Origin of the sequence: Nocardia albiluteola (assembly GCF_018860155.1) — a bacterium.
In the GTDB taxonomy this organism is placed as follows: domain Bacteria; phylum Actinomycetota; class Actinomycetes; order Mycobacteriales; family Mycobacteriaceae; genus Nocardia; species Nocardia albiluteola.
On sequence record NZ_JAHKNI010000009.1, the window covers coordinates 267,962 to 280,232 of the forward strand.

At 69.8% G+C, this 12,271-nt stretch carries 12 protein-coding genes; 7 read left to right on the top strand and 5 right to left on the bottom strand.

The features are described from left to right. The first annotated feature begins 100 nt into the window (after positions 1 to 100). Positions 101 to 691, top strand: coding sequence for a hypothetical protein (locus KO481_RS26430; RefSeq protein WP_245401538.1), 591 nt, complete (start codon positions 101 to 103; stop codon positions 689 to 691). 169 nt (positions 692 to 860) lie between these two features. Beyond that, positions 861 to 1,373 (top strand): O-acetyl-ADP-ribose deacetylase, encoded by a 513-nt coding sequence (locus KO481_RS26435; protein WP_215920813.1) that lies wholly within the window; start codon positions 861 to 863, stop codon positions 1,371 to 1,373. Between the two features lie 35 nt (positions 1,374 to 1,408). On the opposite strand, the gene KO481_RS26440 is transcribed toward KO481_RS26435, so the two are convergent. Further along, a complete protein-coding gene (locus tag KO481_RS26440; RefSeq protein ID WP_215920815.1) occupies positions 1,409 to 2,623 on the bottom strand; it encodes an IS110 family RNA-guided transposase in 1,215 nt (404 codons plus the stop codon). Between the two features lie 506 nt (positions 2,624 to 3,129). On the opposite strand from KO481_RS26440, the gene ruvC reads away from it, so the two are divergent. The 3 genes from ruvC to ruvB all read left to right on the top strand — a co-directional run bounded on the left by ruvC (position 3,130) and on the right by ruvB (position 5,538). Then, complete coding sequence (gene ruvC, locus KO481_RS26445; RefSeq protein WP_215920817.1) at positions 3,130 to 3,699, top strand: crossover junction endodeoxyribonuclease RuvC; 570 nt, start codon at positions 3,130 to 3,132, stop codon at positions 3,697 to 3,699. Further along, a complete protein-coding gene (gene ruvA / locus KO481_RS26450) occupies positions 3,696 to 4,301 on the top strand; it encodes a Holliday junction branch migration protein RuvA (RefSeq protein WP_215920819.1) in 606 nt (201 codons plus the stop codon). The genes ruvC and ruvA overlap by 4 nt, the downstream gene beginning before the upstream one ends. Before the next feature lie 154 nt (positions 4,302 to 4,455). Then, on the top strand, positions 4,456 to 5,538 hold the full coding sequence (gene ruvB / locus KO481_RS26455) for a Holliday junction branch migration DNA helicase RuvB (protein WP_215920821.1): 1,083 nt from the start codon (positions 4,456 to 4,458) through the stop codon (positions 5,536 to 5,538). 181 nt (positions 5,539 to 5,719) lie between these two features. Here ruvB and KO481_RS26460 read toward each other — a convergent pair whose 3' ends face one another. Continuing rightward, positions 5,720 to 7,672 (bottom strand): vWA domain-containing protein, encoded by a 1,953-nt coding sequence (locus KO481_RS26460; protein ID WP_215920823.1) that lies wholly within the window; start codon positions 7,670 to 7,672, stop codon positions 5,720 to 5,722. Beyond that, positions 7,669 to 9,063, bottom strand: a complete 1,395-nt coding sequence (locus KO481_RS26465; RefSeq protein ID WP_215920828.1) for an ATP-binding protein — start codon at positions 9,061 to 9,063, stop codon at positions 7,669 to 7,671. The genes KO481_RS26460 and KO481_RS26465 overlap by 4 nt, the downstream gene beginning before the upstream one ends. A 348-nt stretch (positions 9,064 to 9,411) precedes the next feature. On the opposite strand from KO481_RS26465, the gene KO481_RS26470 reads away from it, so the two are divergent. Then, positions 9,412 to 9,834 (top strand): DUF1707 SHOCT-like domain-containing protein, encoded by a 423-nt coding sequence (locus KO481_RS26470; protein WP_215920829.1) that lies wholly within the window; start codon positions 9,412 to 9,414, stop codon positions 9,832 to 9,834. Between the two features lie 7 nt (positions 9,835 to 9,841). On the opposite strand, the gene KO481_RS26475 is transcribed toward KO481_RS26470, so the two are convergent. Further along, positions 9,842 to 10,465, bottom strand: a complete 624-nt coding sequence (locus KO481_RS26475; protein ID WP_215920830.1) for a hypothetical protein — start codon at positions 10,463 to 10,465, stop codon at positions 9,842 to 9,844. 163 nt (positions 10,466 to 10,628) lie between these two features. On the opposite strand from KO481_RS26475, the gene KO481_RS26480 reads away from it, so the two are divergent. Further along, the gene (locus KO481_RS26480) at positions 10,629 to 11,168 is read left to right on the top strand and encodes a DUF8020 domain-containing protein (RefSeq protein ID WP_215920831.1); all 540 of its coding nucleotides are present in this window, start codon (positions 10,629 to 10,631) and stop codon (positions 11,166 to 11,168) included. Here KO481_RS26480 and KO481_RS43325 read toward each other — a convergent pair. Then, positions 11,153 to 12,124, bottom strand: coding sequence for a hypothetical protein (locus KO481_RS43325; protein ID WP_245401540.1), 972 nt, complete (start codon positions 12,122 to 12,124; stop codon positions 11,153 to 11,155). The genes KO481_RS26480 and KO481_RS43325 overlap by 16 nt on opposite strands. Positions 12,125 to 12,271: the final 147 nt, after the last annotated feature.

Below are 12,271 nucleotides of genomic sequence, written 5' to 3' on the forward strand. Positions count from 1 at the left end.
CACGCCGGACGTGACGGACGCCACGTTCGGCGTGGCGAGAGTGGGTGTGGCACAGGGCCGGTGGAGTGCGCTGGCGGTCTCGCGGTACCGTAGGGAGGCTATGAAGCAAGCCGCTACATCATCTTCCGGAGCCTGGCTCGCGAGCGACGGCGCCACGGTGCCGTTCCGCGAGGCCGCGGTGGCATGGGCACTGGCCGCCCACGAGGTTTTGGCCGAAACCGCCACCGACTATGGGCATTTCGTGACCATTGACGAACTCGCCGAGCGCGTGCAGGAGATCTCGGGCGTGCACACCGACGCCCCGACCCGCACCTGGATGGACGCCATCCTGCGCAAGGTCGCCCGCCGCTGCCACGGCGCGGGGGAGCCGCCGCTGACGTCCCTGTGCGTGCGGGCCGACCACACGGTCGACCTCACCTACAAGTACGTCCTCGAACTCGCCGGACTGCCCACCCCGGAGGACATGGAGCTGCACGCCGCCTACGCGCGCTGGCAGTGCTACCAGGCCTACGGTGCGGAGATCCCCGCCGACGGCGGCGTGCCTCCGCTCACCCCGAAGGTCGCGGCCAAGCGCAACAAGTCGGCCGCGCGCCCCACGACCGTGGCGGCCCCGGAACCGGAGCCGGCCCCCGCGGTGTGCCCGCAGTGCTTCATCCAGCTCCCGGCCACGGGAATCTGCCAGTACTGCTGAACATCCGGTTCAGTGACACATGAGTAGTGCCGCCTGTCGCGACCCGCGTTGTTGCATGGCAGACCCCGCGTTGTTGCATGGCAACGGCGGCGTCCGCGGACCTGGCGTCCGCCCCACGCGCAGCTGATATTGCCTTTGCGGCGTGGCGCGCCGGCGGCAGAATGGCCTCGTGGCGAAACTGGAACTGGTGCGAGGCGATATTACCGAGCAGCACGTCGACGCGGTGGTGAACGCCGCGAATTCCTCGCTGCTGGGCGGCGGAGGCGTCGACGGTGCGATCCACCGCAAGGGCGGTCCGGCGATCCTCTCCGAGTGTCGCGACTTGCGCGCGTCGCGTTATGGGAGAGGCCTGCCGACCGGGCAGGCCGTCGCCACGACCGCGGGCAACCTGCCCGCTCGCTGGGTGATCCACACCGTGGGCCCGGTCTGGTCGGACACCGAGGACCGCTCGGCCCTGCTGGAGTCGTGTTATCGCGAATCCCTGCGGGTGGCAGACGAATTGGGTGCCCGCAGCGTCGCGTTCCCGGCGATCTCGACCGGAATCTTCGGCTGGCCGCTGGACGACGGCGCCCGCATCGCGGTCGAGACGGCGCGTGCGGCCGACACGGCCGTCGAGGAGATCTGCTTCGTCCTGTTCACCTCGGCCGCCTACGACGCTTTCGCCGCGCGCCTGAGCAGCTGACTCCACGCGGTTAGACATCCCAGGTCTGTAAGTTGTCAAGCGGCTTGGGTGTTTTGGCGGTGTGCCCAGGCGGTGTGTTCGTTGTAGGGGGTGTGGTGGCGCAGACAGCCGTGGAGAATGCCGACCAGCCGGTTGCCGAGGGCGCGCAGGGCTTGGTGGTGTAGGTCGCCGGCGGCGCGGCGCTGGTCGTAGAAGGTGCGGGCTCCGGGGCTGCGGCTGATGGCGCAGAAGGCCCATTGGTCGATGGCGTCGTAGAGGCGGCGGTTGCGGACGTGGCGGGCCAGCACGGCGCGTTTTCGCCCTGACGCGATGGTCAGGGGTGAAGTTCCGGCGTAGTTCTTGCGAGACTTGGCGGTGGTGTAGCGGTCGGGGTCGTCCCCGAACTCACCGAGCACCCGGGCGCCGAGGATGACACCGAGTCCTGGCAGGGAGAGGTAGATGTCGGCGTCCGGGTGTTTCTCAAAATGGGCTGCCAGCTCGGTTTCGAGTCCGGCGATGGCGGTGTTGATCTCGGTGATGATGCCGACCGTGGCGCGGGTGGTGGCGGCGAGCGCGGTGGTGGCCGCGGCGGCGGCGGTGAGGTGCCGCTCGCGCAGCGCGGTCTGGATCTGCGCGGCGCGTGTATCGATATTGCGTTGTCGGCCAGCGCGTTTGAGCGTGGCCCGCAGTGCCGACGAGCTCAACGTGGCCCCTTCGGCCGGGGACGGAGCGCGACCCAGGACGGCCAGGGCGTCGCGGTCGGCCAGATCGTCGAAGGCGGTCAGCGCGGCCGGGTAGTACTCGCGCAGCGCCGAGCGCAGGGTGTTGGTGTGGCGGTTGCGGGTCCAGATGAGGTTCTGGTGGGCGCGGGCGAGGATCTTGATCGCTTCGGCGCCGGGGCTGTCCCCGGCGATCGGCTGGTGGTTGTGCCGGTCGGTGCGCACCAGATCGGCGAGCAGCTTCGCGTCCCCGGCATCGGATTTCGCGCCGGACACGTGGTGGCGGTCGCGGTAGCGGGCGGCGGCGAGCGGGTTGATCGCATACACCCGGTAACCGGCCGCGACCAGCGCGTCGACCCACAGGCCCCGGTCGGTTTCGATCCCGATCACGACCTCGCCGGGATCCTGGGCGTGGCCGGCAACCAGGTCGTGGAAGGCGCTGATACCGGCCAATCCTTCCGGCAGCCGCCGCGCGGCCAACCGCGTGCCGGTTTCGGTCATGACATGGATATCGTGATGATCTTCGGCCCAGTCATCGCCGAGGAAGATCAATGAGTCACCCCGATTCGTGTCGCTGTGCGCAATGGTGTTCGAGCCCAAGGCAACCCGGCGGCGACCTAATGGATCAGTGCTCGACCGGCACGACACCCCAGTAGCGCTACAGGCGACCTCGCCAACCGGCCGGGGCACGATCTAACCCTAGGAATCGGACATCACTCCAGGCGGACAGAGTGCTCACCGGCCGGCGGCTCGGCGACCAGCCTCCCCGACCCCGATCGCTACCGGGCGGGAATGAACTGATCGACTCCCATTAGGTGTCCGGTTGCCGTTGACGGCGCGGCTGGTTCCGGCTATCCGAGATCATCGGGCAGCAGCCGAAAGTGCGTGTGTTCGTGCGTGGATCGTGACTCGCTGTTCGTGCGCTACGTTCTCCACGCCGAGCGCTGTACGGCGATGCGGGGCGGTCGGGCCTCGATCAGCCTGTGTCGGTGTCGAGTTCGCACCCCCTCATCCTCTAGACTTCGAACAACTGTTCGCTGACTCGAGGGGTGCTGCTGGTGCGGGTGATGGGTGTCGACCCCGGGCTCACGCGGTGTGGTCTGAGCATCGTCGAGGGCGGGCTCGGGCGGCAGGTCACGGCGCTGGACGTCGATGTGGTGCGCACCCCGCCGGAGATGGATCTCGCTCATAGGCTGCTCGCGGTCTCCGACGCGGCCGAGCACTGGATGGACGCGCACAAGCCCGAGGCTGTCGCGATCGAGCGGGTGTTCTCCCAGCACAACGTGCGCACCGCGATGGGCACCGCGCAGGCGGGCGGGGTCATCGCGCTCGCGGCCGCGCGCCGGTCGATCCCGGTGGCATTTCATACCCCGAGCCAGGTCAAGGCGGCGGTCACCGGCAACGGGTCCGCGGACAAGGCGCAGGTGACGGCGATGGTGACGCGGATCCTGGGTCTGCAGGTCGCGCCGAAGCCCGCCGATGCCGCCGATGCGCTCGCCCTGGCGATCTGTCATTGTTGGCGGGCGCCGATGCTGGATCGGATGGCCAAGGCCGAGGCGATGGCCGCCGAACAGCAGCGCAAATATGCCGAACGACTGGCCCAGCAACGAAAGGCGGTAACCCGGTGATCGCGTCGGTGCGCGGAGAGGTACTCGAGATCGGCCTCGACCACGCGGTACTCGAGGCCGCCGGGGTCGGCTACCGGCTCAACGCCACCCCCGCGACGCTGGCCGCCCTCACCCGCGGCGAGGAATCGCGGCTGTATACCGCGATGATCGTGCGCGAGGATTCGATGACGCTGTACGGCTTCGCCGACACCGAGGCGCGGGAGCTGTTCGGGTTGCTGCAGACCGTGTCCGGGGTCGGGCCGCGCCTGGCCATGGCGGTGCTGGCGGTGCTCGAGCCCGAAGCGCTGCGCAAGGCCCTCGCGGAGAGCAATGTCGCGGCGCTGACCCGGGTGCCCGGCATCGGCAAGCGCGGCGCCGAGCGCATGGTCGTCGAGCTGCGCGACAAGGTGGATCTCGTTCCGGTGCAGTCGGGTCCACCCGGATCGGGCCCGGCGGCCGTGGTCACCCCGGTCCGCGATCAGGTGGTCGACGCGCTGATAGGCCTCGGATTTGCGGCGAAACAGGCCGAGCCCGCGGTGGATTCGGTGCTGGCGGACCAGCCGGATCTGGATACGTCCAAGGCCCTGCGCGCGGCGCTGGGCATGCTCGGTAAGAACCGGTGATGCGCAGCATGCGGGCCAGGTTCACGAAGAAGTTCGTGCTCAGCTACGGGTGTGCAGAATACGTACCGACCCAGCCGGGGGGTGGGCTTGCGTGCACAGCGGTGGCTCGGTGCGTTCCGCGGCGGCCGGTGCGCTCGGTCAGTGAGGCGCGCTCGTGACCGAGGAGTTCGACGAGTCCGAATCACAGGTCACCGCAAGCTATCTCAGCTCCGATGGCGAGATCGAGGCGAGCCTGCGCCCGAAGTCGCTGGACGACTTCATCGGTCAGCCGCGGGTGCGCGAGCAGCTGGCGCTGGTGCTGCGCGGCGCCAAGCAGCGCGGCGGCACCCCCGACCACGTGCTGTTGTCCGGCCCGCCCGGCCTCGGCAAAACGAGTATGGCGATGATCATCGCCGCGGAACTCGGTACGGCGCTGCGTATTACGTCCGGCCCGGCGCTCGAGCGCGCCGGGGATCTGGCCGCGATGCTGAGCAATCTGGTCGAGGGCGATGTGCTGTTCATCGACGAGATCCATCGTATGGCCCGCCCCGCCGAGGAGATGCTGTACCTGGCGATGGAGGACTTCCGAGTCGACGTCGTCGTCGGCAAGGGGCCCGGCGCGACCTCGATTCCGCTGGATATCGCGCCGTTCACGCTGGTCGGTGCGACCACCCGCTCGGGGGCGCTGACCGGCCCGCTGCGCGACCGGTTCGGGTTCACCGGGCACATGGATTTCTACGAACCCGATGAGCTGCAACGGATTCTGGAGCGCTCGGCCCGGATCCTGGGTGTGCGCATGGAATCCGATGCCGCCGGCGAGATCGCCGGGCGTTCCCGTGGCACCCCCCGCATCGCCAACCGCCTGCTGCGCCGCGTGCGCGACTACGCCGAGGTCCGCGCCGACGGCCTGGTGACCGTCGAGATCGCCCGGGCCGCGCTGGCGGTCTACGACGTCGACGCGCTGGGCCTGGACCGCCTCGACCGCGCGGTCCTGGGCGCCCTGGTCCGCAGCTTCGGCGGTGGGCCCGTAGGGGTTTCGACCCTCGCCGTGGCTGTGGGTGAGGAGGCCGCCACCGTCGAGGAGGTCTGCGAACCGTTCCTGGTCCGGGCCGGAATGATCGCCCGCACACCTCGCGGCCGCGTCGCCACCGCGGCGGCGTGGGAACACCTGGGCTTGGTCCCACCCCCCGACCTGGTCTTCGGCTCCATCGAGGTCCGCGGCCGCGAACCGCACCCCACTCTGGACCTATTCGAGTGACCGCCGCCGCGCCGGACTTGTGCAGGAGTGTGCATCCATTGCGGGACACACGGGCGGGACGCACTGTCCGGGCACGCTCGACTGAACGCGGTGCGGGAGTGCGCGCATAACTCGGGAGAGGAATTCACGGGGGGTGTCGAGATGGGCCGCGGAGACGCGGATCACGTTCCAGCCCAGCTCCTCAGCCTCGGCGGCCGTGTAGGTAGTCGGAGACGACCGCCGCGCCCAGGCCGTCTAGATCCGGCGCGATCACGCGCCCCCCGCTGCGCCGCGCTACCAGGTCGACGAAGGCGGCCAGGCGGGGTTCGTCGCCGAGCATGAAGACCGTGACCGAGGCGCCGAGTTTGGCCAGGGCGTCGACCTGGGCCATTGTTGCGGCCAGGGTGCGGGGTTGGGGTGGCCAGTTGAAGTAGGCCTCGCCGTCGGATTCGAGGTGGGCGGTGGGCTCGCCGTCGGTGACTACCAGGACGACCGGCACCGCGTCGGGATGGCGGCGGAGGTGACGGCCGGCCAGTAGTAGTGCATGGTGCAGGTTGGTGCCCTGCTCCCAGACCCCTTCCAGCGCAGTCAGTTCGGAGATGTCGACCGAGGTCGCGTGGCGGCCGAAGGTGATGACGTCCAGCGCGTCGGAGCGGAACCGCGTGGTGATGAGCTGGTGCAGGGCCAGCGCGGTGCGCTTCATCGGCACCCACCGGCCCTCCTGCACCATCGACCAGGAGGTGTCGACGCACAGCGCCACCGCGGCTCGGGAACGCTGCTCGGTCTCGGTGATCTCGACATCGGCGACATCCAGCCGCACCGTCCGGCTGCCCGCCGAGGCCGACCGCAGGACCGCGTTGCGCACGGTCCGCGAGACGTCCCAGGGCTCGGTGTCGCCGAATCGCCACGGCCGCGAGGCCCCGGTCGGTTCGCCCGCCGCACCGGCCAGCGCGGTATCGCGTTCGCCGCGCCGCGAGCGCAGCTGCCCGACGACCGCCCGCAGCGCGGTCTCGCCCAGGCGCCGTAATGCCTTGGGCGTCAATCGGAGTGAGCCGTCCGGTGCGCGTTCGAACAGGCCCTGACGACGCAGTTCCCGCTCGAGCTCCGCCAGCCGCGCGGCATCGATCGAGGCGTCTTGGCCGAGCTGACGGGTCAGCGCGTCGATATCGATATCCTCCAGCCGCGCACCGGGATACGACTGGCCGAGCTGCTCGGCCAGGGCATCGAGTTCCGCCAGATCCTGCATCGCCTGGGCACCCTCGCCCAGGCCGAGCGGGTCCTGCCCGCGGAAGCGCTGCCCCGATTCCCAGTCCTCGCCCGGTCGCAGCGCGCGCAGATTGGCGTCCAGCGCGGCGACCTGTGCGGCCACCTCCGGATCGCCGAACGCCTGCCCGATGAGCTCGCCCAGTTCGGCGCGCTGTTCGGTGGTCATCGAATTCATCATGCGCTGGGCGGCGGCGGCACGGGCGGCGAGCGCGTCGATCAGCTCGTCGGTATTGCGCGGATTCTCGGGGAAGAACTCCCCGTGCTGGTCCATGAATTCGGCGAACTGCTGGTCGGTGTCCTCGCCGCGGGCGTGGGCGGCCAGCAGATCGTTCAGATCCGACATCATCTCCTTGATCCGCTCGACGTCCTCGGGCGTGGTGCTCTGCAGCGCCTGTTTCATGCCCTGGAAACGGGATTCGAGCAGTTCCTGACCGAGCAGATCGCGGATCTTCCGGTAATTCTCCCGGCCCTGCTCCGAGCGCCACGGATACTCGGCGAGCTCGCCGACCGCCGCCGCGGTGCTCGGCGGCAGCGCGTCCAGCTGCGCCTCGGCGAACCGCGCGTCGTCGCTGGGATCCGGGAACAACGCCCGCCGCTCGGCATCCAGCGCCTCGTCCAGCAGCCGCCGCACCTCCTGCAGGGTCCCGTCGAGCCGGTTGCGCCGGGAGATGTCGGACCGCCGCTGCCACACCTGCCGCGTCAGATCGTCGAGCCCCCGCATGCCGTTCATGCCCCGCCGCAGCAGCTCCTCCAGCGCGCTGCGCGGCGAACTGCCCTCCATCACGTCGCGCCCGATCTGGTCCAGCGCATCGCGCAGATCCAGTGGTGGGGCGAGCGGATCCGGTCCGTCGTGATATGGGCCGTAGGAATAGTGATCAGGGGCGGTCATGCGCCGTAGACCGCCATGCCGTCGTCGGTGTCCTTCGCCACCTGCCGGGCCAGATACAGTGCTTCCAAGGCGAACTCGACCGCGGAGGCGATGCGAGTCGACGGCTCGGTCGGCTCGACGCCGAGGCGGGCGGCGACCTCGTGCAGCACCGGCAGCTCGGGCAGGGCCGAGAGCACGTCCTTGCCGGGGACGCGCTCGCCCGTGGTGACCAGGTTGCCATCGCCGACGGCGGCGGCCAAGGGGCGCAGGTTGATTCCGCCCAGGCGCGCCCGCGCGGTCTCGGAGAATGCGCGTCGCATGAGGTGCACCAGGTGCTCCTGTTCGCGGCCCTCCTCGCCGGACTCGAATTCGAGCTTGCCGCGCAGCACCGCCGGCACGGACTCGAGGTCGACGGGCCGGGCGACGGCGGGATGCTCGCCGGTGATGGCGGAGCGGCGCAGCGCGGCGGCGGCCACGGTCTCGGCGGCGGCGACCGCGAAACGGGCGGACACACCGGAGCGCTGGTCGATCGCGGCGGATTCCCGCAGCTGCCGGACGAACCGGGCCAGCACCTCGATCAGCGGATCGCCCACCTCGGCGACGAGCTCGGCCTCCTGGCGGACCAGATCCACCTCGGCCTCGACGCTGAGCGGGTAGTGGGTGCGGATCTCCGCGCCGAAGCGGTCCTTGAGCGGGGTGATGATGCGGCCGCGATTGGTGTAGTCCTCGGGGTTCGCCGTCGCGACCAGCAGCACGTCCAGGGGCAGGCGCAGCGTGTAGCCGCGGACCTGGATATCGCGCTCCTCCATCACGTTCAGCAGCGCGACCTGAATGCGCTCGGCCAGATCGGGTAGCTCGTTGACCGCGACGATGCCGCGATGCGCGCGCGGCACGAGCCCGAAGTGAATGGTCTCGGGATCGCCCAGGCTGCGGCCCTCGGCGACCTTCACCGGGTCGACGTCGCCGATCAGGTCGCCGACCGAGGTGTCCGGGGTGGCCAGCTTCTCGGCGTACCGCTCGGAGCGGTGTCGCCACGCCACGGGCAGATCGTCGCCCAGCTCCGCGGCGAGGCGGCGACCGGCCGGGCTGATCGGATCCAGGGGATGCTCGCCGAGCTCGGCGCCCGCGATGACGGGTGTCCACTCGTCGAGCAGGCCGATCAGGGTGCGCAGCAGGCGGGTCTTGCCCTGGCCGCGCTCGCCGAGCAACACGACATCATGCCCGGCCAGCAGCGCGCGTTCGAGCTGCGGCACCACGGTTCGATCGAATCCGACGATGCCGGGCCACGGGTCGCCACCGGAGCCGAGCAGGGCCAGCAGGTTTTCGCGGATCTCGGACTTGACGCTGCGTGGCAGATATCCGGCGGCGCGCAGCTCGCCCGCGGTGGTGGGCAGGTTCTCCGGTGCGGTCACCACAACGACGCTACGACGATCTTGCGAATCCGTCGACGGGAGCGGGCACCTCGCGATGACCCGGAAAATCGCTTGACAGGCATGCATCGCCGAACGTACCTTCACCGGTGCCCCGCCGTGTCGGTAGAAATGCCTGACCACGGCGTTTCCGATTCCGTCCGGCCACCACCAATTCGGCTCTGAGCGAACATGACCGGTCGGACATCGCATTTACTCCCTGGAACACCGCATGTCGGCGACGACCGGTGCGCGCGTACCGAGGAAATACGTCAGCAGGCGTAAGCGCGGGGATCGGGCACGACCTACCCTGGTGGCAGCGTGATATTCGTTCTCCGATTAGGGGTTGGCATGACCGATTCGAACCCCGCGGTATTCGACCCCGCGGCACTAGGGTCCACCGGCCTGCGGGTCGGAACGGCCGAACGCGAGAAGGCCGCCGCGGCGCTGGGCGAGCACTTCGCCGCCGGGCGGCTCGAGGTCGATGAGTACGACGAGCGAGTGGCCCGAGCCTTTTCCGCGAAGACAACCGGGGATCTGGTGGTCCTGTTCACCGATCTGCCGCGGCCGGCGCCGCCGACTGCCCCGAGAGTGCGCCGGGGAGACCGGGGCGTGCTGCAGGTGGCCGCGATCGTCGCGTTCGTCGCCGCGGTCGCACTCGTGGTGACCACGCACATTTTCCCGTTCTTCCTGTTCCCGGTGCTGTTCCTGGTGATCGTGCGCGCCCGGCGGGGCTGGGGGCCGGGATACCGGCGGCGGTACTACCGGATGTGATGCCGGGTCATTCGTTGAGCTTGCGCTGAATGTGCTCCAGGACACCGTGATTGCGGGCCGCGTCCAGCGCCATGGCCGCGGCCCACACATGCGCCACGACGACGCCCGCGGCCATGCGATCGATCCAGGCGGCGGACTGCGGCACCGTGTCGTCGTCCCAGATGATCGGTTCGAGATCGGGCAGGTGCAGGTATTGGATCCGGGTGTACTCCCGGCCGCGGCCGTCGAAAATCGTTGCCGCCCAGACTTCCTCGGCAGCGAGACCGGTGCGGGCCGCGAGCGGGCGCGATACCGAGACCCTGGGCCCACCCGAGGTGTCCGTCTCGTCGAGTTCGCGATGTACCGCCTCGACAACGGTTCGTGAGGCCAGGCCGAATCCCCACAGCCGCCCGCCCATGCCCTCCATCATCCGGGCGGCTATGTCCAGGATGGGTGAGCCCTCGGTCCGGGATTCGCAGGGGGAGAAGGGGGTGAAACCGGCGGCGTTCGTCTCGTCCGGGCGGCCGGTGCCGGTGAAACCCCAGACGTGCACCAGGGCGGTGTCGTCCGCCGGCGCGCCGCTGCGGCGGTCCGACATCGCCGGGAGCAGGGTGCCGATGAGGGAACGATCGGGGTAGCGGATCGCGGGCATGCGGCCAGCGTAACGAGGTTCGGCGCACATGCGGGGAAGCGGTGCCACGCAATGTAATCCAAAACCGACCGCCCAGACCGGAGGTTGCGCGAGAATGGGAGCGCACCGTACAGGGGCGTCGGGGGCTGTGTCGGCGCTTGCCGACGGAATGAGGGGAAAAGCAATGAGAGTCAATAAGATCGCTGCCACCGCATTACTCGCGGTCGGCGCCACGGGGCTGACCGCCGGGATCGCCGGGGCACAGCCGGTGGCCTACACCGGTTTCCACGGCGTCGACCACGGCGTCGGCTATACCGTGACGCCGGCCGCCGGCGACATGGGTGTGACCACCACGGTCGCCGCCGGGCGCTTCGCGCTCGCCCCGGATGCCCGCTCGGTCACCCTGACCGACGCGGCGGGCGCCGTGGTCGCCACCGTTCCGCTCGGCCTGCAATCCGCGGCCGGGATCGCCGGGCTGACCCCGCACATCGGGAACGACGGCCGAACCCTCACGCTCACACCGCAGTCCGCGACGCCGCGGACCGCGCAGGCCATCGACGATCAGGACACGCAGGCCCGCAAGCAGTACAACGCGGGTGTCGGCGCGCTGATCGGCGCGGGCATCGGCGCGGTGATCGGATTCTTCCTCGGCGGCGTCGGCGCGCTGGTCACCATCCCGATCGGCGCGGGCATCGGCGCCCTGATCGGCTACGCCACACCGTAATCCGGATCCCACGGCCGCCCGGCGGGCTGCGTATCCCAGGCTGGGGATTGCGCGGGCTCGTCGGGCGTCGTGTGTGTGGCGGATGCCTCGATGCGGTGAGGTGTCGCGGCACCGTCGGAGACCGGGAATGTGCGGGCGGGAGCGTGCTCCGGTGCGGATGGCGATACCGGGGGTGTCGCATCGTCGTCGCACGTCGCTTGCGTGGAGGGTGTCTCGGTGAGGAGAGGAGTCGCCGCGCCCTCGTAAGCCGTGAATGTGCCGAGTATCGAAGCGTGTTCGGGTTCGGCAGGTAATACGGGAGGTGTCGCATCCTCGGGTGCGGGTGCGGGTGCGGGTGCGGGTGCGGGTGCGGGTGCGGGTGCGGGTGCGAGTGCGAGTGCGAGTGCGGGTGCGGGTGCGAGTGCGAGGGGAAGGTTATCGCGTTCGGAGCGGAGCTGATCGATCTCGGCCGCGAGGTCGGCGCGGAGTTGTTCGCGTTCCAGCAGGCTGGTGCGCATGCCCTCGATGGTGTCGTCCATGGCGGCCAGGCGGCGGTCCGCGCCGACGAGCTGCCATTCGATGACCGTGCGGCGGTTCACATCCGCGCTCGCGGTGCTCACCCAGTCGATGACGTAATCGAGCCAGGTGGGTTGTTTGGGCATCGGCTCGGAGTCGGTCCAGCCCTGGCGCAGTGCCGGTTTGGTCGACAGTACCCGTTCGGCGCCGGAGGGGGAGTGCAGTTGCACGAGGCTGAGCTTGCCCGCGCTGGTCACGACGGTGGTGAGCCGGTATCGCCCCGCCAGGTGCATGCGCAGTTCGGCGGTTCCGCGTCCGTCGGCATCCATCGCGCCGAGCCACGGCCCATCCGCAACCTCGATGATCGATTCGAGAATTCCCAGTTGCCCCACCCCGCGCCGGAGACGTGTGGCCCGCTTGCGCAGGTCATCGGGTGTTGCCGACATCTGATCCCAGTGCATCGCACCCACTTTCTCGCTCTACCGGCTACGCAAGGGCAACCTGGAACGATACCTGCCGGCTCGGGTCCCGGGGTGCGCGGGACGAGTTGTGCGGCGGTGGGGCGAGCGTCGGTGCGGCGAGGCGAGCGCTCGACCGATGCGAGCGAC